Genomic DNA, 22702 nt, shown 5'->3' on the forward strand with positions numbered 1-22702 from the left:
TACTTCGTGTGGTGCTGGATTCAGTTGTGGGTTCCGCTGTGGATTCAGTTGTGGGTTCCGCTGTGGATTCAGTTGTGGATTCAGTTGTGATCACGCCGAGGCGGCCGCGGCGCCTCGGCTCAACTCGTCGTGCTCCCCCGCCGGTTCGTGCGCCAGAGCTGGTACAGATGCTTGGCCCCCGGCCGCACGAACCTCGCGAGCATCGTGAAGAACGGCTTCATGTCGTCCGCAGCCAGCCACGCCAGTTCCGTGCCGCTCGCGCGGGTGGGCGCGTGCGGCGTCGTATATCCGCTGCGGCGGTAGGCGAGGAGAGCGGGCAGGTCGATGTTCTCCACGACGTACCGATGACCGGCGCGCTGTTCTCCCTCCGGGACAGAGCGGCCTGTCAGATGCAGATGCATCGCACGGACGACGTCGATCCCGGACTCGCTCTCGAAGAGCCGGAACTGGGCGCCCATGCGCGGGTTGAAGTCGAGCAGTTTGTACTGACCGTCGCGCCGGTCGAAGCGCAGGTCGAGGTCGATGATTCCGGTGAAGCCGATCTGCTTGATGAAACGTGCGGCGAGGTCCGCGAGTTCCGGATTGTCGACGACGTACGCATTCGCCGTCATCCCGGCGTGCGGCGGCCAGGAGCGCACCTTGACGCCCGTGAACATCGCGAGCGGCGTCGAGTCCGCGTCGAAGTACGCGTGCACGATCCAGTCCTCGGCCTGCTCGCGGGGCAGATACTCCTGGAGGATCACACCGGGGCGCGCGCCCCAGTCACGGGCCAGGCTGAGCAGACCGTCCGGGGTCTCTATGCGCGTCGTCCCGTTCACCGCGGGTCTGGTGCGGCGGGTGAACGCCTCGCGGTTCTTGGCGACCACCGGGAAGGCGGCCGCGGCGGCGAACTCCTCGATGTCCCCGAGGCTTTCGGGGAAGGCCGCCGCGGGCGACGCGATGCCGTGCTCCACGCACAGCTCGTGCAGGCCCTGCTTGCTGGCGAGGCGGCGGGGCAACTCCGGCTCCACGCGCGGGAACAGGAACCCCGCGTCACCGAGCGGTCTCTGGTGCTCGGCGATGAGGACGGCCGCCTCCTCGTCGGTCGGGATCAGGACCGTGGGCCTGCCGATCCGGCGGGCGACGCGCAGCAGGCCCTCGACGAGCCGCTCCGGCTCCTCGGCCCCTGTGGTCGGCCAGGGGAAGGCTCCGGTGAGGTGGCGCGAGAGCGCCGCGGGCGTGTAACGGTCCTCCGTGATCGCATACATGGGAACGCCGAGTCGCCCCAGGCTGCGGATGGCGCCGACGCCGCCGTGGTGCAGCGGATAGTTGCCGAACTTCACGATCAGGCCGGGCACGTTCCGGTCCGCCGCCACGGGCACGCTGTCGTTCGTCCTGGCCACGGGTCCCCCCACGTGTCCTTCCGTCTGACCCGGACCCACCCCGTCCGCGTCCCCAAAGGACGCTAAGCCGGAATTGACCACTCCAGCAAGGCTTATTCGGACATTGCGAACTCTTTAGGCACTGCCCGAACCGGGGACTTCCCACGTAACGTGTGGCACACCCAATGGAAAGCGAGGCAGGTACGCATGTCCGAGCAGACCCCGCTCGAGCCGGCCGGGAGCGACCCTTCCGTGCGCTCCGAAGGCGGCGACCCCTTCGCCCTCTCGGAGAGCGACCCCTTCGGGCCGCACAATCTTCCGTACGGCGTGTTCTCCCCCGCCGGTGACGCCGAGCGCAGGGTCGGCGTACGACTCGGCGATCATGTCCTCGACGCGGGCGCCGCGGCGGCCGCGCTCGGTTCGCCCTATGTCTCGCTGCTCGCACGGCCCACGCTGAACCCGCTGCTCGCAGCGGGCCGCACCGCCTGGTCCGACGTCCGGCGCGCGATCACGGCATGGGTGACGATCCCGGCCCACCGCGAGGTGGTCCGTCCGCTCCTTCACCCGCTGTCCGAGGTGACGCTGCACCTCCCCTTCGAGGTCGCGGACTATGTGGACTTCTACGCCTCCGAGCACCACGCGACGCATCTGGGCAAGATCTTCCGCCCGGACTCGCCGACGCCGCTGACCCCCAACTGGAAGCACCTGCCGATCGGTTACCACGGCCGATCTGGCACCGTTGTGGTCTCCGGGACTGAAGTGGTACGTCCGACGGGGCAGCGCAAGGCGCCCGCCGACACGGCACCCGTCTTCGGCCCCTCGGTCCGGCTCGACATCGAGGCGGAGGTCGGCTTCGTCGTCGGTACGCCGTCGCAGCTCGGTACGCCGGTGCCGCTCGCGGACTTCCGTGAGCATGTCTTCGGCCTCACGCTCCTCAACGACTGGTCGGCGCGCGACATCCAGGCCTGGGAGTACGTCCCGCTCGGGCCGTTCCTCGGCAAGTCCTTCTGCACCTCCGTCTCGGCGTGGATCACCCCGCTGGAGGCGCTGGACGCGGCGCGCGTCACCCCGCCCGCGCGGACGCACGAGCTCCTCCCCTATCTGGACGACTCGGCGGAGTCCGCCGCGGACGAGCCGGGCGGCTACGACCTGCGGATCACCGTGACCCTGAACGGCCACGTCATCTCCGAGCCGCCCTTCTCCACCGTCTACTGGACGGCCGCCCAGCAGCTGGCCCACATGACGGTGAACGGCGCGTCCCTGCGCACCGGTGACCTCTACGGCTCGGGCACCGTCTCCGGCCCCTCGGAGGGGCAGTACGGCTCCCTCATCGAGATCACCTGGAACGGCCGCGACCCGCTTGTCCTGCCGGACGGGAAGCGGACGTTCCTGGAGGACGGGGATGAGGTCACTCTGAGTGCGTGGGCCCCTGGTCCGGATGGGATCCGGGTGGGCCTCGGCGAGGTTTCTGGCAGGGTCGCCGCGGCGCGCTGAGTCCGGCAGGGGCCGGGGAGCGGGAGCGTCTACAGCGCCGTCGTGGCTGGTCGCGCAGTTCCCCGCGCCCCTGCGGGGCGCCCCTCGGCGCCCTCTCAGAAGTCCTCCGGCGGCTCCGGCCACTCCTCCTCCGGCGGCTGCGGGGCCTCCGGAGGAGGAGTGGCCGTACCGTTCAGCTCCGCCAGAACCCCCAGCACGCCCTCCCCGTAAGTAGCCAGCTTCTTCTCGCCGAGGCCGCTGATGCCTCCCAGCTCCGCCAGGGACGAGGGCCGCAGCGTGGCGATCTCCCGCAGCGTGGCGTCGTGGAAGATCACGTACGCCGGGAGGCCGAGCTCCTTGGCCTGTGCCCCGCGCCATGCCCGCAGCGCCTCGAACACCGGCACCGCCTCCTGAGGCAGCTCGGCCACGGCGGCCGCCGTCTTCGCCTTCCGCTCCCCCTTCGAGGCCCGGGCGGCAGCCGCGCGCTTGGGCTCCTTGCGCAACCGCACCTCCCGCTCCCTGCCGAGGACTGTTCCGCTCTCCTCGGTCAGGACCAGCGTGCCGTACTCCCCCTCGACCGCGATGAGCCCCTGGGCCAGCAACTGCCGCACCACGCCCCGCCATTCGGCCTCCGCGAGCTCCTCGCCGATGCCGAAGACCGAGAGCTGGTCGTGGTCGAACTGGATGACCTTGGCGGTCTTCTTGCCGAGCAGGATGTCGATGATCTGGCCCGCGCCGAACTTCTGCCCGCGCTCGCGCTGGAGCCGTACGACCGTCGACAGGACCTTCTGCGCCGCCACCGTGCCGTCCCACGTCTCCGGGGGTGTGAGGCAGGTGTCGCAGTTGCCGCAGGACTGGCCGTCCGCGTCCTGGCCGAAGTAGGTGAGGAGCTGGCCCCGGCGGCACTGGGCTGTCTCGCACAGCGCCAGCATCGAGTCCAGGTGCGAGGCCGCCCTGCGGCGGAACGCCTCGTCGCCCTCGCTGCCCTGGATCATCTTCCGCTGCTGGACGACGTCCTGCAGGCCGTACGCCATCCAGGCCGTGGAGGGCAGTCCGTCACGGCCCGCGCGGCCCGTCTCCTGGTAGTAGCCCTCGACGGACTTCGGCAGGTCGAGGTGGGCGACGAAGCGGACGTCCGGCTTGTCGATGCCCATGCCGAAGGCGATCGTGGCGCACACCACCAGGCCCTCCTCACGGAGGAAGCGGGACTGGTGGGCGGCGCGCGTCCCGCCGTCCAGGCCCGCGTGGTACGGCACCGCCTCGATGCCGTTCTTGCACAGGAACTCCGCTGTCTTCTCGACCGAGTTGCGCGACAGGCAGTAGACGATGCCCGCGTCGCCCGTGTGCTCCTCCTTCAGGAAGGACAGGAGCTGCTTCTTCGGCTCGGCCTTCGGCACGATGCGGTACTGGATGTTGGGCCGGTCGAAGCTCGCCACGAAGTGCTTGGCGTCCGGCATGCCGAGCCGCTCGGTGATCTCCCGGTGCGTGGCGTGCGTCGCCGTCGCCGTCAGGGCGATGCGCGGCACGTCCGGCCAGCGCTCGCCCAGGAGGGAGAGGGCCAGATAGTCGGGGCGGAAGTCGTGGCCCCACTGGGCGACGCAGTGCGCCTCGTCGATCGCGAAGACGGAGATCTTGGCGCGCGAGAGCAGATCGAGGGTCGACTCCAGGCGCAGCCGCTCCGGCGCCAGGTACAGCACGTCGAGCTCCCCCGCGAGGAACTCGGCCTCCATCACGCGCCGCTCGTCGAAGTCCTGCGTGGAGTTGATGAACCCGGCCCGCACGCCCAGCGCCCGCAGCGCGTCCACCTGGTCCTGCATGAGCGCGATGAGCGGCGAGACGACCACGCCCGTGCCGGATCTGACCAGGGCCGGGATCTGATAGCAGAGCGACTTGCCGCCGCCGGTGGGCATCAGCACGACGGAGTCCCCGCCCGCGATCACATGCTCGATGATCGCTTCCTGCTCGCCGCGGAACGCGTCGTACCCGAAGACGCGGTGCAGCGTCCGCAGCGCGTCACTGTCCGCCACCGCGCTCGGTACGGTCACCTCGCTCATGCCACTGATCCCATCCATCGCCCTGCCCCCGTACGTCGCGCTTCGACCACTGCCTCCACGATAGGGCTCAGGACCGACAGCCCTGGAAGTTATCCACAGGCCAGGCCCGCCAGACGCCACCGCCCGGCACCCCAGTCGAACAGGGTGCCGGGCGGCGGACGAACGGAGACGGTGCCGGAGACGGAGTCGGTCAGCGGACGAAGACCCCCGCCTGGTTCGCCAGATCCAGGAAGTACTGCGGGGCCACACCGAGGACGACCGTCACCGCGACGCCCACGCCGATCGCGGTCATGGTCAGCGGCGAGGGCACGGCGACGGTCGGGCCGTCCGCCTTCGGCTCGCTGAAGAACATGAGCACGATCACACGGATGTAGAAGAACGCGGCGATCGCGGACGAGATCACACCGACCACGACCAGCGCGCCCGCGCCGCCCTCGGCCGCCGCCTTGAAGACCGCGAACTTCCCGGAGAACCCGGAGGTCAGCGGGATGCCGGCGAAGGCGAGCAGGAAGACCGCGAAGACCGCCGCGACCAGCGGCGACCTGCGGCCGAGCCCCGCCCACTTGGACAGGTGCGTGGCCTCGCCGCCCGCGTCCCGCACCAGCGTGACCACGGCGAACGCACCGATCGTCACGAAGGAGTAGGCCCCCAGATAGAAGAGGACCGACGAGATGCCGTCCGGGGTCATGGCGATGACACCGGCGAGGATGAAGCCCGCGTGCGCGATCGACGAGTACGCGAGGAGCCGCTTGATGTCGGTCTGGGTGATCGCGACGATCGCACCGGCCAGCATCGTGAGGATCACGACGCCCCACATCACCGGCCGCCAGTCCCAGCGCAGGCCCGGCAGGACCACGTAGAGCAGCCGGAGCAGCGCGCCGAAGGCGGCCACCTTCGTCGCCGCCGCCATGAAGCCGGTCACCGGGGTCGGAGCGCCCTGGTAGACGTCCGGGGTCCACATGTGGAACGGCACCGCGCCGACCTTGAAGAGCAGACCCATGACGATCATCGCGGCGCCGATCAGGAGCAGCGCGTCGTTGCCCATGGTGTCGGCGAGCGCCGGGTTGACCGTCTCGATGCTGCCGTCGACGACCTTCGCGATGGTGCCGTACGACACCGAGCCCGCGTATCCGTAGAGCAGCGCGATCCCGAAGAGCATGAAGGCGGAGGAGAAGGCGCCGAGCAGGAAGTACTTGACGGCGGCTTCCTGCGACATCAGACGCTTGCGGCGGGCGAGCGCGCACAGCAGGTAGAGCGGCAGCGAGAAGACCTCAAGAGCGATGAAGAGCGTCAGGAGGTCGTTCGCCGACGGGAAGACGAGCATCCCGCCGATCGCGAAGAGCGCCAGCGGGAACACCTCGGTGGTGGCGAACCCGGCCTTCGTGGCGGCCTTTTCGCCCTCGCTGCCCGGCACGGCGCCGGCCTGCGCGACGAACGAGTCGACGCGATTGCCGTGCGCCAGCGGGTCGAGCCGCCGCTCGGCGAAGGTGAAGATCGCGACGAGTCCGGCGAGGAGGATCGTGCCCTGCAGGAAGAGCGCGGGTCCGTCGACGGCGATGGCGCCCATCGCGGCGATGTGCGCCTTCGTCGTGCCGTATCCGGTGGCCGCGAGCCCGACGACCGCGGCGAAGGCCGCGGTGAGGGCGACCACGGCCACGAACACCTGGACGTAGTAACGGGACTTACGCGGTACGAAGGCCTCGATGAGGATCCCGAGGACCGCCGCGCCGATGACGATCAACGTCGGTGACAGCTGCGCGTACTCGATCGTGGGAGTGTCGATCTTGTCGATCGTGTCCTGGGGCGCCGCGGCCGACGCCATTGTCCACAGGCTGTGGACAGCCGATGCGCTCACTTGGCCGCCTCCACGTCGGGCTTCGGGTCCTTCTGCTGTACGTCGGACATGGTGTGCTCGACCGCCGGGTTCACCAGCTCGGTGAGCGGCTTCGGGTAGACGCCGAGGCCGATCAGGAGCGCGATCAGCGGGGCGACGACGACCAGTTCCCGCACCCTCAGGTCGGGCATGGACGAGACCTCGGGCTTCACGGGGCCCGTCATCGTCCGCTGGTACAGGACGAGGGTGTAGAGCGCGGCGAGCACGATGCCGAAGGTCGCGATGATCCCGGCCACCGGATAGCGCGCGAACGCGCCGACCAGGACCAGGAACTCACTCACGAACGGGGCGAGCCCCGGCAGTGAGAGCGTCGCGAGACCGCCGATCAGGAAGGTGCCCGCGAGCACCGGGGCGACCTTCTGCACGCCTCCGTAGTCCGCGATGAGCCGCGAACCGCGCCGCGAGATCAGGAAGCCGGCCACCAGCATCAGCGCGGCGGTCGAGATGCCGTGGTTGACCATGTAGAGCGTCGCGCCGGACTGGCCCTGCGAGGTCATCGCGAAGATGCCGAGAATGATGAACCCGAAGTGCGAGATCGACGCGTACGCCACAAGCCGCTTGATGTCGCGCTGCCCGACGGCGAGCAGTGCGCCGTAGACGATGCTGATCAGCGCGAGTACGACGATGACCGGCGTCGCCCACTTGCTCGCCTCGGGGAAGAGCCCGAGGCAGAACCGCAGCATCGCGAACGTACCGACCTTGTCGACGACGGCCGTGATCAGTACGGCGACCGGGGCCGTGGCCTCGCCCATCGCGTTCGGCAGCCAGGTGTGCAGCGGCCAAAGCGGCGCCTTCACCGCGAAGGCGAAGAAGAAGCCGAGGAAGAGCCACCGCTCGGTGCTGGTCGCCATGTCGAGCGTGCCGTTGGCCCGCGCCTCGGCGATCTCCTGGAGCGAGAAGTTCCCCGCCACCACGTAGAGCCCGATCACGGCGGCCAGCATGATCAGGCCGCCGACCAGGTTGTAGAGGAGGAACTTCACGGCCGCGTACGAGCGTTGGGCCGATGCCTTCTCGTCGCTGCCCGCGTGGGCGCGGTCTCCGAAGCCGCCGATGAGGAAGTACATCGGGATGAGCATGGCTTCGAAGAAGATGTAGAAGAGGAAGACGTCGGTGGCCTCGAAGGAGATGATCACCATCGCCTCGACGGCGAGGATCAGGGCGAAGAAGCCCTGAGTCGGCCGCCAGCGCGAGGACTTGGTCTCCAGGGGATCGGCGTCGTGCCAGCCGGCCAGGATGATGAAGGGGATCAGGAGCGCGGTGAGCGCGATGAGCGCGACACCGATGCCGTCCACTCCGAGTTCGTACCGCACCCCGAAGTCCGCGATCCAGGACCGGGATTCGGTGAGTTGATAGCGGTCCCCGTCCGGGTCGAACCGCACGAGCACGGTCACGGCGAGCGCGAGCGTCGCGAGCGAGACGAGCAGCGCGAGCCACTTGGCGGCGCCCCGCCGGGCGGCCGGGACGGCTGCCGTGGCGATCGCGCCGACCGCGGGCAGGGCCGCCGTCGCTGTCAGCAGAGGAAAGGACATCGGTATCAGACCGCCCTCATCAGCAGGGTCGCGGCGATGAGTACCGCAGCGCCGCCGAACATCGAGACCGCGTAGGAGCGGGCGTAGCCGTTCTGCAGTTTGCGCAGCCGCCCGGAGAGCCCGCCGACCGAGGCCGCCGTGCCGTTGACGACTCCGTCGACCAGGGTGTGGTCGACGTAGACCAGGGACCGCGTGAGGTGCTCGCCGCCGCGCACCAGGACCACGTGGTTGAAGTCGTCCTGGAGGAGATCGCGGCGGGCGGCCCGGGTGAGCAGCGAGCCGCGCGGGGCGGTGACCGGGACCGGCCGGCGTCCGTACTGGACGTAGGCGAAGGTCACTCCGATGACCAGGACGACCATGGTGGCGCCCGTGACCGTGGTGGCGCTGAGCGGCGAGTCGCCGTGGTCGTGGTGGGTGACCGGCTCCAGCCAGTGCATGAAGCGGTCGCCGATGCTGAAGAACCCGCCCGCGAAGACCGACCCGAAGGCCAGCAGGATCATCGGGATCGTCATCGACTTGGGCGACTCGTGCGGGTGCGGCTCCTTGCCTTCCGCATCCGGCTGCCACCGCTTCTCTCCGAAGAAGGTCATCAGCATCACGCGGGTCATGTAGTACGCCGTGATGGCCGCGCCCAGGAGCGCCACCGAGCCGAGGATCCAGCCCTCCGTGCCGCCCTTGGCGAACGCCGCCTCGATGATCTTGTCCTTGGAGAAGAAGCCGGACAGACCGGGGAAGCCGATGATCGCGAGATAGCCGAGCCCGAAGGTCACGAAGGTGACCGGCATGTACTTGCGCAGGCCGCCGTACTTCCTCATGTCGACCTCGTCGTTCATGCCGTGCATGACCGAACCGGCCCCGAGGAAGAGCCCGGCCTTGAAGAAGCCGTGCGTCACCAGGTGCATGATCGCGAAGACGTAGCCGATGGGGCCGAGGCCCGCGGCCAGGATCATGTAGCCGATCTGGGACATCGTCGACCCGGCGAGGGCCTTCTTGATGTCGTCCTTCGCGCAACCGACGATCGCACCGAACAGGAGTGTGACCGCTCCGACGACGGTGACGACGAGCTGGGCGTCCGGCGCGGCGTTGAAGATCTCTCCGGAGCGGACGATCAAGTACACGCCCGCGGTCACCATCGTCGCCGCGTGGATCAGGGCCGAGACCGGGGTCGGGCCCTCCATCGCGTCGCCGAGCCAGGACTGCAGCGGCACCTGGGCGGACTTGCCGCACGCGGCGAGCAGCAGCATCAGGCCGATGGCGGTGAGCTTGCCCTCGCTGGTCTCACCCGTCGCTTCGAGGACGGGCCCGAAGGCGAACGTCCCGAAGGTGGTGAACATCAGCATGATCGCGATCGAGAGGCCCATGTCGCCGACCCGGTTGACCAGGAAGGCCTTCTTCGCGGCGGTGGCCGCGCTGGGCTTGTGCTGCCAGAAGCCGATCAGGAGGTACGAGGCGAGGCCGACGCCCTCCCATCCGACGTACAGGAGCAGGTAGTTGTCGGCGAGGACCAGAAGGAGCATCGCCGCGAGGAACAGGTTCAGATAGCCGAAGAAGCGGCGGCGCCGCTCGTCGTGCTCCATGTACCCGATGGAGTAGATGTGGATCAGCGTGCCCACACCGGTGATCAGCAGGACGAACGTCATCGACAGCTGGTCGAGCTGGAAGGCGACGTCCGCTTGGAAGCCCTCCACGGGGATCCAGCTGAACAGGTGCTGCGACAGGGAGCGCTCCTCGGCGCCCTTGCCCAGCATGTCGGTGAAGAGCAGCACGCCGACGACGAAGGAGGCGGCCGCGAGCAGCGTGCCGAGCCAGTGGCCCACACGGTCCAACCGCCGCCCGCCGCACAGCAGTACGGCCGCTCCGAGCAGAGGCGCCGCTACCAGCAGCGCGATCAGGTTCTCCACTTTTCAGCGACCCCTTACAGCTTCATCAGGCTGGCGTCGTCGACCGAGGCCGAGTGGCGGGAGCGGAACAGCGACACGATGATCGCCAGGCCGACCACGACCTCCGCGGCGGCGACGACCATCGTGAAGAAGGCGATGATCTGGCCGTCGAGGTTGCCGTGCAGCCGGGAGAAGGCGACGAAGGCGAGGTTGCACGCGTTGAGCATCAGCTCGATACACATGAACACCACGATCGCGTTCCGCCTGATCAGCACGCCGGTGGCGCCGATCGCGAACAACAGCGCCGCGAGGTACAGGTAGTTGACCGGATTCACTTCGACGCCTCCTCGGCCTCGGGCGACCGCTCCAGGCGCTCCGTGGAGCGCTGCTCGAGCGCCCGCAGATCGGCGATCGCCTCGTCCGACACATCACGGATCTGGCCGCGCTCGCGCAGCGTCTTGTTGACCGTGAGCTCCGACGGAGTGCCGTCCGGGAGCAGGCCCGCGATGTCCACGGCGTTGTGCCGTGCGTAGACACCGGGGGCGGGCAGCGGCGGCACGTGGCTGGAGCGCACGCGCGCCTCGGACATCTCGCGCTGCGTCTTGGCGCGCTCCGTGCGCTCGCGGTGGGTCAGCACCATCGCGCCGACGGTGGCGGTGATCAGCAGCGCGCCGGTGATCTCGAAGGCGAAGACGTACTTCGTGAAGATGAGCTCGGCGAGCCCCTCCACGTTGCCGCCCGCGTTCGCCTTGGAGAGGCCCGCGAACTCGTTCACCGAAGCGTTCCCGATCCCCGCGAACAGCAGGATCGCGAAGCCGAAGCCGCACAGACCGGCCAGCCAGCGCTGGCCCTTGATGGTCTCCTTCAGGGAGTCGGCGGCGGTGACGCCGACGAGCATGACCACGAAGAGGAAGAGCATCATGATCGCGCCGGTGTAGACGACGACCTGGACGATGCCCAGGAAGTACGCGCCGTTGGCGAGGTAGAAGACCGCCAGGACGATCATGGTCCCGGCCAGGCAGAGCGCGCTGTGCACCGCCTTCTTCATGAGGATGGTGCACAGGGCGCCGATCACGGCGACCGTGCCGAGCACCCAGAACTGGACGGCCTCACCCGTCGACGTGGTGTAGGCGGCAAGCTCGCTCATCCTGCCGCCCCTTCCGCCTCAGGAGCCTTCTCGCCCTTGCTGACGGCCACTTGGGGGACCGTGCCGGGCGCGGCCTCGGTCACCAGGCCGCGGTAGTAGTCCTGCTCGTCCGTGCCCGGGAAGATCGAGTGCGGCGACTCGACCATGCCTTCCTCCAGGCCGGCGAGCAGCTGCTCCTTGGTGTAGATGAGGTTCGCGCGGGTGCTGTCCGCCAGCTCGAACTCGTTCGTCATCGTCAACGCGCGCGTGGGGCACGCCTCGATGCACAGGCCGCACAGGATGCAGCGGGCGTAGTTGATCTGGTAGACGCGGCCGTACCGCTCGCCCGGGGAGTAGCGCTCCTCCTCGGTGTTGTCCGCGCCCTCCACATAGATGGCGTCCGCGGGGCAGGCCCAGGCGCAGAGCTCACAGCCGATGCACTTCTCCAGGCCGTCCGGATGGCGGTTGAGCTGATGCCTGCCGTGGAAGCGGGGAGCGGTGGTCTTCTCCTGCTCCGGGTACTGCTCGGTCAGCCGCTTCTTGAACATGGCCTTGAAGGTCACGCCGAAGCCCGCGACGGGGTTCTGGAACCCCTGCTTCGATTGGTTCGACTCGTGGGTCGAGTCCTCGTTCGGCTCAGCCATCGGACGCCTCCTTTCCGTCACTTTGAGTATCCGGCCCGCCACTGACAATCAACTCCCGCTCCTGGCGCGAGCGTCGGCGCGGCACGGGCGGCAGGGTCTGTCCGGGCAGCGGCGGGACCGGGAATCCGCCCGCCATCGGGTCGAAGGCGACCGGCTCCTCCTGGACCGCCGCCTCCTTCTCGCGTTTGTCGCGGAAGATGTCGACGACGACGGAGAGCAAGAGCAGTGCGATGACTCCGCCGCCCACATAGAGCGCGATCGAGGTGAAGTCGTAGTCCTCGTTCCGCATCACCCTGACCGTGGCCACGAGCATCAGCCAGACGACCGAGACCGGGATCAGGACCTTCCAGCCGAGCTTCATCAGCTGGTCGTAGCGGACGCGTGGCAGCGTGCCGCGCAGCCAGATGAAGAAGAACAGCAGCAGCTGGACCTTGATCACGAACCAGAGCATCGGCCACCAGCCGTGGTTCGCGCCCTCCCAGAAGGTGCTGACCGGATACGGGGCCCGCCAGCCGCCCAAGAAGAGCGTGACCGAGACCGCCGAGACGGTGACCATGTTGACGTACTCGGCGAGCATGAACAGCGCGAACTTGATGGAGGAGTACTCGGTGTTGAAGCCACCGACGAGGTCGCCCTCGGACTCCGGCATGTCGAACGGCGCGCGGTTGGTCTCGCCGACCATCGTCACGATGTAGATCAGGAACGAGACGGGAAGCAGCAGGATGTACCAGCGGTCCGCCTGCGCCTCCACGATCGCCGAGGTCGACATCGACCCGGAGTAGAGGAAGACGGAGGCGAAGGCCGCGCCCATCGCGATCTCGTACGAGATCATCTGCGCGCAGGAGCGCAGACCCCCGAGGAGCGGATAGGTGGATCCAGAACTCCAACCCGCGAGCACGATGCCGTAGATGCCGACCGAGGCGACCGCGAGGATGTAGAGCATCGCGATCGGCAGGTCGGTGAGTTGCATCGTGGTGCGCTGGCCGAAGATCGAGACTTCGTTGCCCGCGGGCCCGAAGGGGATCACCGCGATCGCCATGAAGGCCGGGATCGCGGCGACGATCGGGGCAAGGATGTAGACCACCTTGTCCGCGCGCTTGACGATCACGTCTTCCTTGAGCATCAGCTTGATGCCGTCCGCGAGGGACTGCAGCATGCCCCAGGGGCCGTGCCGGTTGGGGCCGATGCGCAGCTGCATCCAGGCGACGACCTTGCGCTCCCACACGATGGAGAAGAGCACCGTCACCATCAGGAACGCGAAGCAGAAGACCGCCTTGATGGCGACGAGCCACCAGGGGTCACGGCCGAACATGGACAGGTCTTCCGCCGCAAGCGGCACCACGGTGTGCATCACGACGTCACCTCCGGGGCCTCAGTGGGCTCCGGCAGGACCGCCGGGCCGATGCGGACGAGGTCGCCGGGGCGCGCGCCGGTGTCCGAGGCGACGCCTCCCCCGGTCGAGTTCAGCGGCAGCCACACCACCCGGTCCGGCATCTCGGTGACCTGGAGCGGGAGTTCGGTCGCGCCTCCCGCAGGACCGGTGACGGCGAGGGTGTCGCCGTCCTTGACGCCGGCCTCCGCCGCGGTGGCCGCCGAGAGCCGGGCGACCGCCGCGTGCCGCGTCCCCGCGAGCGCGTCGTCGCCCTCCTGGAGGCGGCCCTGGTCGAGCAGCAGCCGGTGCCCCGCGAGAACGGCCTCTCCGGAGGCTGGCCTGGGCGGCTGGGCACCTGTCTCCAAGGGCTCGCTCGCGTGCGGCCCGTCCCAGCCGCCGAGCCGGTCCAGCTCGCGCCGGGCGGTCGTCAGGTCAGGAAGACCCAGGTGTACGTCGCCGGCGTCGGCCAGCATGTGCAGCACCCGCGCGTCGCTGGGCGCGAGCGGGCGCGTCATCTGGTCGGGCTTGAGCGCGGCGGCGAAAAGCCGTGCCCTGCCCTCCCAGTTGAGGAAGGTGCCCGGCTTCTCCGCGACCGCCGCCACGGGCAGTACGACGTCGGCGTGCTCGGTGACCTCGCTGGGACGCAGTTCGAGCGAGACCAGGAAGCCGATCTCCGCGAGGGCTTCACGCGCGCGTGCCGGGTCGGGAAGGTCGGCGACCTCCACACCCGACACCAGGAGCGCCCGCAGTTCACCGGTCGCGGCGGCCTCGACGATCTGGCCGGTGTCGCGGCCGTAGCGGTGCGGGAGTTCGGCGACGCCCCAGGCCGCAGCGACCTCCTCTCGCGCACGCGGGTCGGTGGCCGGACGGCCGCCCGGCAGCAGCGAGGGCAGCGCGCCCGCCTCGATGGCGGCGCGCTCCCCCGCCCTGCGCGGGATCCACACCAGCTGGGCGCCGGTCGCGGACGCGGCCCGCACGGCGGCGGTGAGCCCGCCGCGCACACCGGCGGCGCGCTCACCGACGACGATCACCGCGCCCGAAGTGCGCAGCGCCTCGGCCGCCTTGGCACCGTCGCCCTCCAGGCCGGCCCCGGCCGCGAGCGCGTCGAGCCACTCCGTCTCGGTCCCGGGAGCGGCCGGCAGCAGCGTGCCGCCCGCCTTCTCCAGGCCACGGGACGCGAAGGGCGCCAGCGAGAAGGTCCGCTGGCCGTGCTTGCGCCAGGCCTTGCGCAGCCGCAGGAAAATCCCGGGTGCCTCCTCCTCGGACTCGAATCCGACGAGCAGGACCGCGGGCGCCTTCTCCAGTGCCGCGTACGTGACTCCGGTGCCGTCGAGGTCCCGGCCACGGCCCGCGACGCGCGCCGCGAGGAAGTCGGCCTCCTCGCTGCTGTGCACGCGCGCGCGGAAGTCGATGTCGTTCGTGTCGAGCGCCACGCGCGCGTACTTGCTGTACGCGTAGGCGTCCTCCACGGTGAGCCGGCCGCCGGTGAGGACACCGGTGCGGCCGCGCGCCGCGGCGAGACCGCGGGCCGCCACCTCCAGGGCCTCGGGCCAACTGGCGGGCTCCAGCTGACCCGTTGCGGCATCGCGCACCAAGGGAGTGGTCAGCCGGTCCGGCTTCTGCGCGTAACGGAAGCCGAAGCGTCCCTTGTCGCAGATCCACTCCTCGTTGACCTCGGGGTCGTCCTGGGCGAGGCGCCGCATGACCTTGCCGCGCCGGTGGTCGGTGCGGGTCGCGCAGCCGCCCGAGCAGTGCTCGCACACCGAGGGCGACGACACCAGGTCGAAGGGCCGGGAGCGGAAGCGATACGCCGCCGAGGTCAGCGCGCCGACCGGGCAGATCTGGATGGTGTTCCCGGAGAAGTACGACTCGAAGGGGTCGCCCTCGCCCGTGCCGACCTGCTGCAGCGCGCCCCGCTCGATCAGCTCGATCATCGGGTCGCCCGCGATCTGGTTCGAGAAGCGGGTGCAGCGCGCGCAGAGCACGCACCGCTCGCGGTCGAGCAGGACCTGCGTGGAGATCGGAACCGGCTTCTCGTACGTCCGCTTCTTGCCCTCGAAGCGGGAGTCCGGGTCACCGACCTGCATCGCCTGGTTCTGCAGCGGGCACTCGCCGCCCTTGTCGCAGACCGGGCAGTCCAGCGGGTGGTTGATGAGCAGCAGCTCCATCACACCGCGCTGCGCCTTATCGGCGACCGGCGACGTCAGCTGCGACTTCACGACCATGCCGTCGGTGCAGGTGATGGTGCAGGACGCCATCGGCTTGCGCTGGCCCTCCACCTCGACGATGCACTGGCGGCAGGCGCCCGCGGGGTCGAGCAGCGGGTGGTCGCAGAACCGCGGGATCTCGATGCCGAGCAGCTCGGCGGCCCGGATGACCAATGTCCCCTTGGGGACGCTGATCTCGATGCCGTCGATCGTCAGCGAGACGAGATCTTCCGGCGGAACCGCCGCCTCACCGCCCCCGGAGGGAGCGCGTTGGCCCGTGGCGGAGCCACCATTAGGCTGAAGTACTGTCATGCGTTCACCTCCGAATTGTCGGCGGGCCGGCCGGCCCAGAGCGTCGACTTGGCCGGGTCGAAGGGGCAGCCCTTGCCGGTGATGTGCTCCTCGTACTCCTCGCGGAAGTACTTGAGCGAGGAGAAGATCGGCGAGGCCGCGCCGTCGCCGAGGGCGCAGAAGGACTTGCCGTTGATGTTGTCGGCGATGTCGTTCAGCTTGTCGAGGTCGGCCATGACGCCCTTGCCGGCCTCGATGTCGCGGAGCAACTGCACCAGCCAGTACGTCCCTTCGCGGCAGGGCGTGCACTTGCCGCAGGACTCATGGGCGTAGAACTCGGTCCAGCGGGTGACGGCCCGCACGACGCAGGTCGTCTCGTCGAAGCACTGCAGCGCCTTGGTGCCGAGCATCGAACCGGCGGCGCCCACGCCCTCGTAGTCAAGGGGGACGTCGAGGTGCTCGTCGGTGAACATCGGCGTCGAAGAGCCGCCCGGCGTCCAGAACTTGAGCCGGTGGCCCGCCCGCATCCCGCCGCTCATGTCGAGCAGCTGGCGCAGCGTGATGCCGAGCGGCGCCTCGTACTGACCGGGACTGGTGACGTGCCCGCTGAGCGAATAGAGCGTGAAGCCGGGAGACTTCTCACTCCCCATCGATTTGAACCAGTCTTTTCCGCGATTGAGGATCGCGGGAACCGACGCGATGGACTCGACGTTATTGACAACAGTGGGGCATGCGTAGAGGCCCGCGACGGCAGGGAAAGGGGGACGCAGTCGCGGCTGGCCACGGCGGCCTTCGAGCGAGTCGAGCAGCGCGGTCTCCTCACCACAGATGTACGCGCCCGCGCCCGCGTGCACGGTGAGTTCCAGATCGAGTCCGCTGCCCAGGATGTTCTCGCCCAGGAATCCCGCCTCTTTCGCCTCACGCACGGCCTCGTGCAACCGCCGCAGCACGGGGACGACTTCACCGCGCAGATAGATGAAGGCATGCGAAGAACGGATCGCGTAGCACGCGATCACGATCCCCTCGATGAGGGAATGCGGGTTCGCGAAGAGGAGCGGGATGTCCTTGCAGGTCCCCGGCTCCGATTCGTCGGCGTTGACAACTAGATAGTGCGGCTTTCCATCGCCCTGCGGAATGAACTGCCATTTCATTCCGGTGGGGAATCCCGCCCCGCCCCGGCCGCGCAGGCCGGAGTCCTTCACGTACGCGATGAGGTCGTCGGGCGCCATCGCCAGGGCCTTGCGCAGGCCCTCGTACCCTTCGTGCCGCCGGTAGGTGTCCAGCGTCCAGGACTTCTCCTCGTCCCAGAACGCCGAAAGGACCGGCGCGAGCACCTTCTCGGGGCTCGTCTCGTGGTCGATCTCGGCTGCCAAGGTCATCACTCCCCCTCCTCGGTGACCGCGTCCGACGTCGACTCGTCACGCGGGTGGACCACCCGCGGCTGTGCCAACTCGCCTTTGGCGAGCTGCAGTCCGATCAGCGAGGCGGGGCCTGCGCCGCCGCTCGCCTCGACGGCGCCGGGCCGCTCGTCCGGGAAGCCCGCCAGAATCCGGGCCGTCTCCTTGTACGTGCACAAGGGGGCGCCGCGGGTCGGCTCGACCTGCACTCCCGCGCGCAGGTCGTCGACGAGCCGCTTGGCGGTCTCGGGGGTCTGGTTGTCGAAGAACTCCCAGTTGACCATCACGACGGGAGCGAAGTCGCAGGCCGCGTTGCACTCGATGTGCTCCAGCGTGACCTTGCCGTCCTCTGTGGTCCCCTCGTTGCCGACACCCAGGTGCTCCTGGAGCGACTCGAAGATCGCGTCGCCGCCCATGACGGCGCAGAGCGTGTTGGTGCAGACGCCGACCTGGTAGTCACCGGAGGGCTTGCGCCGGTACATCGTGTAGAAGGTCGCCACCGCGGTGACCTCGGCCGTGGTCAGGCCGAGCACGTCTGCGCAGAACGCCATGCCGGTCCGCGTGACGTAACCCTCCTCGGACTGCACCAGGTGCAGCAGCGGAAGGAGCGCGGAGCGGGAGTCCGGGTAGCGGGCGATGACTTCCTTGGCGTCCGCTTCGAGCCGGGCCCGTACGTCGTCCGGGTAGTCGGGGGCGGGGAGTTGGGGCATGCCGAGGCTGACGCCCGCACCCTGTTGGGAAGGAGTGGTGGTCACCGGTCGACGCCTCCCATCACGGGGTCGATGGACGCGACGGCGACGATGACGTCGGCGACCTGGCCGCCCTCGCACATCGCCGCCATGGCCTGCAGGTTGGTGAAGGACGGGTCGCGGAAGTGGACCCGGTAGGGGCGGGTGCCGCCGTCGGAGACGACATGCACCCCGAGCTCGCCCTTGGGCGACTCGACGGCGGCGTATGTCTGCCCGGCCGGGACCCGGAAGCCTTCGGTCACCAGCTTGAAGTGGTGGATGAGGGCCTCCATGGAGGTGCCCATGATCTTCTTGATGTGGTCGAGCGAGTTGCCCAGACCGTCGGGGCCGAGCGCCAGTTGGGCGGGCCAGGCGATCTTCTTGTCGGCGACCATGACCGGGCCCGGGGCGAGCCGGTCCAGGCACTGCTCGACGATGCGCAGCGACTGGCGCATCTCCTCCAGGCGGATCAGGAAGCGCCCGTAGGAGTCACAGGTGTCGGCGGTCGGCACGTCGAACTCGTAGTTCTCGTAACCGCAGTAGGGCTGCGTCTTGCGCAGGTCGTGCGGCAGGCCCGCGGAGCGGAGCACCGGGCCGGTGGCGCCGAGGGCCATGCAGCCCGCGAGGTCCAGATAGCCGACGTCCTGCATACGGGCCTTGAAGATGGGGTTCCCGGTGGCAAGCTTGTCGTACTCGGGAAGGTTCTTCTTCATCTGCTTCAGGAACTCGCGGAGCTGGTCCACGGCGCCCGGGGGCAGGTCCTGGGCGAGTCCGCCGGGCCGGATGTACGCGTGGTTCATGCGCAGGCCGGTGATCAACTCGAAGATGTCGAGAATGAGTTCACGATCACGGAAGCCGTAGATCATGATCGTCGTCGCGCCGAGCTCCATGCCGCCGGTGGCGATGCACACCAGGTGCGAGGAGAGACGGTTGAGCTCCATGAGGAGCACGCGGATGACCGAGGCGCGGTCCGGGATCTGGTCCTCGATGCCGAGGAGCTTCTCGACCCCTAGGCAGTACGCCGTCTCGTTGAAGAACGGCGTCAGATAGTCCATGCGCGTGACGAACGTCGTGCCCTGCGTCCACGTGCGGTACTCGAGGTTCTTCTCGATGCCCGTGTGCAGATAGCCGATGCCGCAGCGGGCCTCGGAGACGGTCTCGCCCTCGATCTCCAGGATCAGCCGCAGCACGCCGTGCGTGGAGGGGTGCTGCGGCCCCATGTTGACGATGATGCGCTCGTCGTCGGACCGGGCGGCGGACTCGACGACCTCGTCCCAGTCGCCGCCGGTGACTGTATATACAGTCCCCTCGGTGGTCTCACGGGCGGATGCATGTGAAGTGCTCATCAGCTGTACGACCTCCGCTGGTCCGGAGCCGGGATCTGGGCGCCCTTGTACTCGATGGGGATGCCGCCGAGGGGGTAGTCCTTGCGCTGCGGGAAGCCCTGCCAGTCGTCCGGCATCATGATCCGCGTGAGGGCCGGGTGGCCGTCGAAGATCAGGCCGAAGAAGTCGTACGTCTCGCGCTCGTGCCAGTCGTTGGTCGGATAGACCGAGACCAGCGAGGGGACGTGCGGATCGGCGTCAGGGGCACTGACTTCGAGCCGGATCAGGCGGTTGTGGGTGATCGAGCGCAGGTGGTAGACGGCGTGCAGCTCGCGGCCCTTGTCCTCGAGGAAGTGCACCCCCGAGACACCCGTACAGAGCTCGAAGCGCAGCGCCGGGTCGTCGCGCAGGGTCTGGGCGACCCGGAGCAGATGCTCGCGCGCGACGTGGAAGGTGAGCTCGTCACGGTCGACGACCGTCTTCTCGATCGCGTTCTCCGGGACGAGTCCCTGCTCTTCCAGGGCCCCTTCCAGCTCGTCGGCGACTTCGTCGAACCAGCCGCCGTAGGGACGCGTCGAGGCGCCCGGCAGGGTGATGGTCCGCACGAGCCCGCCGTAGCCGGAGGTGTCACCGCCGTTCTCGGCGCCGAACATGCCCTTGCGTACGCCGATGACCTCGCCGGCGGCGTCACGGGGGGCCGGGACGCCGTTCGCGTCGCCGTTCCCGTTCAGGTGCTCGTCGCTCACCGCAGCAGCCCCTTCATCTCGATGGTGGGGAGCGCCTTGAGAGCCGCCTCCTCCGCCTCGCGGGCCGCTTCCTCCGCGTTGACCCCGAGCTTGGAGCCCTGGATCTTCTGGTGGAGCTTGAGGATGGCGTCCATCAGCATCTCGGGCCGCGGCGGACAGCCGGGCAAATAGATGTCAACGGGAACAATGTGATCCACGCCCTGCACAATCGCGTAATTGTTGAACATCCCGCCCGATGACGCACAAACCCCCATGGAAATGACCCACTTGGGGTTCGGCATCTGGTCATAGACCTGCCGCAGGACGGGCGCCATCTTCTGGCTCACCCGCCCGGCCACGATCATCAGGTCCGCCTGGCGCGGTGAACCGCGGAAGACCTCCATGCCGAAGCGCGCCAGGTCGTAGCGCCCGGCCCCTGTCGTCATCATCTCGATGGCGCAGCACGCGAGGCCGAAGGTCGCGGGGAAGACGGATGACTTGCGCACCCAGCCCGCGGCTTGTTCGACGGTGGTCAGCAGAAAACCGCTCGGCAGTTTCTCTTCGAGTCCCATGCTCTTTGGCCCCTCAGACCTTTAGTCCCATTCCAGGCCGCCACGCCGCCATACGTACGCGTACGCGACGAAGACGGTGAGCACGAAGAGCAGCATCTCCACGAGCCCGAAAATCCCCAGCGCATCGAAGGTGACGGCCCAGGGGTAAAGGAAGACGATCTCGATGTCGAAGACGATGAAGAGCATCGCCGTCAGGTAGTACTTGATGGGGAATCGCCCACCGCCGGCCGGAGTCGGCGTCGGCTCGATCCCGCACTCATACGCCTCGAGCTTGGCGCGGTTGTACCGCTTTGGACCGATAAGCGTGGCCATGACCACGGAGAAGATCGCAAAGCCTGCCCCGAGGGCTCCCAGCACGAGGATGGGCGCATAGGCGTTCACGCTCCTCGCTCCTCTCAGTCGGCACTGACTGTTGGCGGTTGCGTTGGGCCGAGGCCCGCGAAGATCGCGTACATGTGAAGCAGGTCACAAGCCCAACTGCCTCGCATCTTATGCCCGCCGGTCTGTGATCTGCGACACGGGGTGCGACAACAGCTTTGTGATCTCCACCACCTGACGAAGGATCATGAAGTCGGATGAGCGGTGATCTTCATACGCGAAGCGCCTGAGTGATCACCAGAGGTGACATCTCAGCGAGTCACCCCTGGTCGAGAGGGTGTCGCCCTATCAAGGGATGGCGGCTGCAAGCAAATTGGCGCTGGACACATCAGCTTGATAGTGGCGCCCCGTTCACACTTTGGCGGGCGAGGTGTGGACGGATGTGGACGTGTGCACCGATTCACGAGCGAGAGTGACGCCGCCTCGCGCACGGAAGGCGCCGCCTCGCGCGCGAAGAGGGAGCGAGAGGGAGCGGTGACCCCCGCGCGGGGATTCGGTGTCCGGCGCGCGGGGATTCCGTGCCGGGCAACACCCCCGAAATCCGCGGGAGATCTCAGGAAGGTCTCGGCGGGATCTCAGGGAGATCCCCTAGGGTCGCGGATGTGACCTGCGCCACAGCGCCAATCGCGGTCGAGAAGCCGGGCTTGGCCAACGGCCTCAACGGGTGGTAGTCCATGGGCAATTCGGACGTATCACTGAAAGCCCATGATCACAGGCGTGATCACCGTTGTCCGCATTGCCCGTTACGGCGTCAATAAGAAGTGACACGCCCGGGATTCAGGCCCGCCGCGAGCAACTGTGGCGCAGCACACGTTTCTTGATGGGAACCCTGACTCCCTGATAGCGGTTGTTCTCATGTCCCACACCGCTCACATACCCAGCCACCGGAAGCCCCGTCGCAGCGCCTCGAAGATGGCCCTGCGCGCCGGAGTTGCCGGTGGCGTCCTCAGCACCCTGGCAGTGGCCGCGGCCGCTGGCACGGCGAACGCCGCCGAGCCGGTGACCGAGACCATCGAAATGCCCACGCTCACCACGGATCTGTCGACGCAGATCGCGCAGTCCGCGGACGCCACCCAGCAGGCCGCCGACAGCTACGAGCTCCGCGCCGAGCAGGACGCGGCCGCCGTGAAGGCCGCGAAGCAGGCCAAGGAAGACCAGGCGCAGGCCGAGAGGAAGGCCGAGGCCAAGGCGAAGGCCGAAGCCGCCGCCAAGAAGAAGGCGGAAGAGGAGCGCGCCTCGCGCGCCGCCGAGCGCACGACGCTCAGCGCCTCCGCCGGCGGCTCCAGCGCTTCCGCCGATGTGGCCGCCCCGGCCAGCGGCAGCGTCGGCACGGTCATCAGCTTCCTCAAGGCCCAGCTCGGCGACGCGTACGTCATGGGTGCGTCCGGGCCCAACGCCTGGGACTGCTCCAGCCTCGTCCAGGCCGCGTTCAAGCAGGCGGGCGTGGACCTTCCGCGCGTCTCGCAGGACCAGTCGGTCTCCGGTACGCCGGTCGCGCTCTCCAACGTCCAGGTGGGCGACATCCTTTACTGGGGTGGCGCCGGTTCCGCGTACCACGTCGGTGTGTACATCGGTAACGGTCAGTACCTCGACGCCGCCAACCCCAGCAAGGGCGTTGTCGTCCAGGACCTGTCGGGTTACCCGGCGAGCGGCGCCGTGCGCGTCCTCTGAGGGCCCTCACAGCCACGTAGAAGGGGGGGGGGCCCCCCCCCGGGGGGGCCGGCCCGGGGTGGGGGGGGGGGGGTT

The 22702-nt window shown here is 68.6% G+C and carries 18 protein-coding genes; 2 read left to right on the plus strand and 16 right to left on the minus strand.

The window, feature by feature from the left end; all coding sequences use genetic code 11:
• Positions 1–119 precede the first annotated feature (119 nt).
• Positions 120–1361, minus strand: coding sequence for an ATP-grasp domain-containing protein (locus tag ACFWY6_RS12005; protein ID WP_384688137.1), 1242 nt, complete (start codon positions 1359–1361; stop codon positions 120–122).
• 207 nt (positions 1362–1568) lie between these two features.
• Here ACFWY6_RS12005 and fahA point away from each other — a divergent pair, with 207 nt between their 5' ends.
• A complete protein-coding gene (gene fahA / locus ACFWY6_RS12010; RefSeq protein ID WP_384688098.1) occupies positions 1569–2855 on the plus strand; it encodes a fumarylacetoacetase in 1287 nt (428 codons plus the stop codon).
• Positions 2856–2950: 95 nt separating this feature from the next.
• Here fahA and recQ read toward each other — a convergent pair whose 3' ends face one another.
• The 15 genes from recQ to ACFWY6_RS12085 form a co-directional block, all read right to left on the minus strand.
• Entirely contained in the window at positions 2951–4888 is a 1938-nt protein-coding gene (gene recQ, locus ACFWY6_RS12015; protein ID WP_384688101.1) for a DNA helicase RecQ, read from the minus strand.
• A 190-nt stretch (positions 4889–5078) separates the two neighbouring features.
• The gene (gene nuoN, locus ACFWY6_RS12020; RefSeq protein WP_266863349.1) at positions 5079–6743 is read right to left on the minus strand and encodes an NADH-quinone oxidoreductase subunit NuoN; all 1665 of its coding nucleotides are present in this window, start codon (positions 6741–6743) and stop codon (positions 5079–5081) included.
• A complete protein-coding gene (locus ACFWY6_RS12025) occupies positions 6740–8311 on the minus strand; it encodes an NADH-quinone oxidoreductase subunit M (protein ID WP_384688105.1) in 1572 nt (523 codons plus the stop codon). The genes nuoN and ACFWY6_RS12025 overlap by 4 nt, the downstream gene beginning before the upstream one ends.
• Positions 8312–8316: 5 nt before the next feature.
• Positions 8317–10212, minus strand: a complete 1896-nt coding sequence (gene nuoL, locus ACFWY6_RS12030; RefSeq protein ID WP_384688107.1) for an NADH-quinone oxidoreductase subunit L — start codon at positions 10210–10212, stop codon at positions 8317–8319.
• A 14-nt stretch (positions 10213–10226) separates the two neighbouring features.
• Complete coding sequence (nuoK, locus tag ACFWY6_RS12035; RefSeq protein WP_016640174.1) at positions 10227–10526, minus strand: NADH-quinone oxidoreductase subunit NuoK; 300 nt, start codon at positions 10524–10526, stop codon at positions 10227–10229.
• Positions 10523–11338: an NADH-quinone oxidoreductase subunit J gene (locus tag ACFWY6_RS12040; RefSeq protein WP_384688109.1), complete on the minus strand. Its 816-nt coding sequence runs from the start codon at positions 11336–11338 to the stop codon at positions 10523–10525. The genes nuoK and ACFWY6_RS12040 overlap by 4 nt, the downstream gene beginning before the upstream one ends.
• The gene (gene nuoI, locus ACFWY6_RS12045; RefSeq protein ID WP_361812301.1) at positions 11335–11961 is read right to left on the minus strand and encodes an NADH-quinone oxidoreductase subunit NuoI; all 627 of its coding nucleotides are present in this window, start codon (positions 11959–11961) and stop codon (positions 11335–11337) included. Before nuoI ends, ACFWY6_RS12040 begins: the two co-directional genes overlap by 4 nt.
• Positions 11954–13312 carry an NADH-quinone oxidoreductase subunit NuoH gene (nuoH, locus tag ACFWY6_RS12050; protein WP_384688140.1) on the minus strand — a complete coding sequence of 453 codons (1359 nt, stop codon included), beginning with the start codon at positions 13310–13312 and terminating at the stop codon, positions 11954–11956. The genes nuoI and nuoH overlap by 8 nt, the downstream gene beginning before the upstream one ends.
• Complete coding sequence (locus tag ACFWY6_RS12055; protein WP_384688112.1) at positions 13312–15852, minus strand: NADH-quinone oxidoreductase subunit G; 2541 nt, start codon at positions 15850–15852, stop codon at positions 13312–13314. Before ACFWY6_RS12055 ends, nuoH begins: the two co-directional genes overlap by 1 nt.
• The gene (nuoF, locus tag ACFWY6_RS12060; protein ID WP_360768309.1) at positions 15849–17213 is read right to left on the minus strand and encodes an NADH-quinone oxidoreductase subunit NuoF; all 1365 of its coding nucleotides are present in this window, start codon (positions 17211–17213) and stop codon (positions 15849–15851) included. The genes ACFWY6_RS12055 and nuoF overlap by 4 nt, the downstream gene beginning before the upstream one ends.
• Positions 17210–17938 carry an NADH-quinone oxidoreductase subunit NuoE gene (nuoE, locus tag ACFWY6_RS12065; protein ID WP_384688143.1) on the minus strand — a complete coding sequence of 243 codons (729 nt, stop codon included), beginning with the start codon at positions 17936–17938 and terminating at the stop codon, positions 17210–17212. Before nuoE ends, nuoF begins: the two co-directional genes overlap by 4 nt.
• A 41-nt stretch (positions 17939–17979) precedes the next feature.
• Positions 17980–19302, minus strand: coding sequence for an NADH-quinone oxidoreductase subunit D (locus ACFWY6_RS12070; RefSeq protein WP_384688115.1), 1323 nt, complete (start codon positions 19300–19302; stop codon positions 17980–17982).
• Positions 19302–20027, minus strand: a complete 726-nt coding sequence (locus ACFWY6_RS12075; RefSeq protein WP_384688118.1) for an NADH-quinone oxidoreductase subunit C — start codon at positions 20025–20027, stop codon at positions 19302–19304. The genes ACFWY6_RS12070 and ACFWY6_RS12075 overlap by 1 nt, the downstream gene beginning before the upstream one ends.
• Positions 20024–20578: an NADH-quinone oxidoreductase subunit B family protein gene (locus ACFWY6_RS12080; RefSeq protein WP_005313804.1), complete on the minus strand. Its 555-nt coding sequence runs from the start codon at positions 20576–20578 to the stop codon at positions 20024–20026. The genes ACFWY6_RS12075 and ACFWY6_RS12080 overlap by 4 nt, the downstream gene beginning before the upstream one ends.
• A gap of 21 nt (positions 20579–20599) precedes the next feature.
• Positions 20600–20959: an NADH-quinone oxidoreductase subunit A gene (locus tag ACFWY6_RS12085; protein ID WP_003992243.1), complete on the minus strand. Its 360-nt coding sequence runs from the start codon at positions 20957–20959 to the stop codon at positions 20600–20602.
• Between the two features lie 852 nt (positions 20960–21811).
• Between ACFWY6_RS12085 and ACFWY6_RS12090 the strand changes: the two genes are divergently transcribed.
• Positions 21812–22627 (plus strand): C40 family peptidase, encoded by an 816-nt coding sequence (locus ACFWY6_RS12090; protein ID WP_384688121.1) that lies wholly within the window; start codon positions 21812–21814, stop codon positions 22625–22627.
• Positions 22628–22702: the final 75 nt, after the last annotated feature.

The sequence above is a fragment of the Streptomyces sp. NPDC059037 genome (genome assembly GCF_042740015.1).
Taxonomy (GTDB): domain Bacteria; phylum Actinomycetota; class Actinomycetes; order Streptomycetales; family Streptomycetaceae; genus Streptomyces.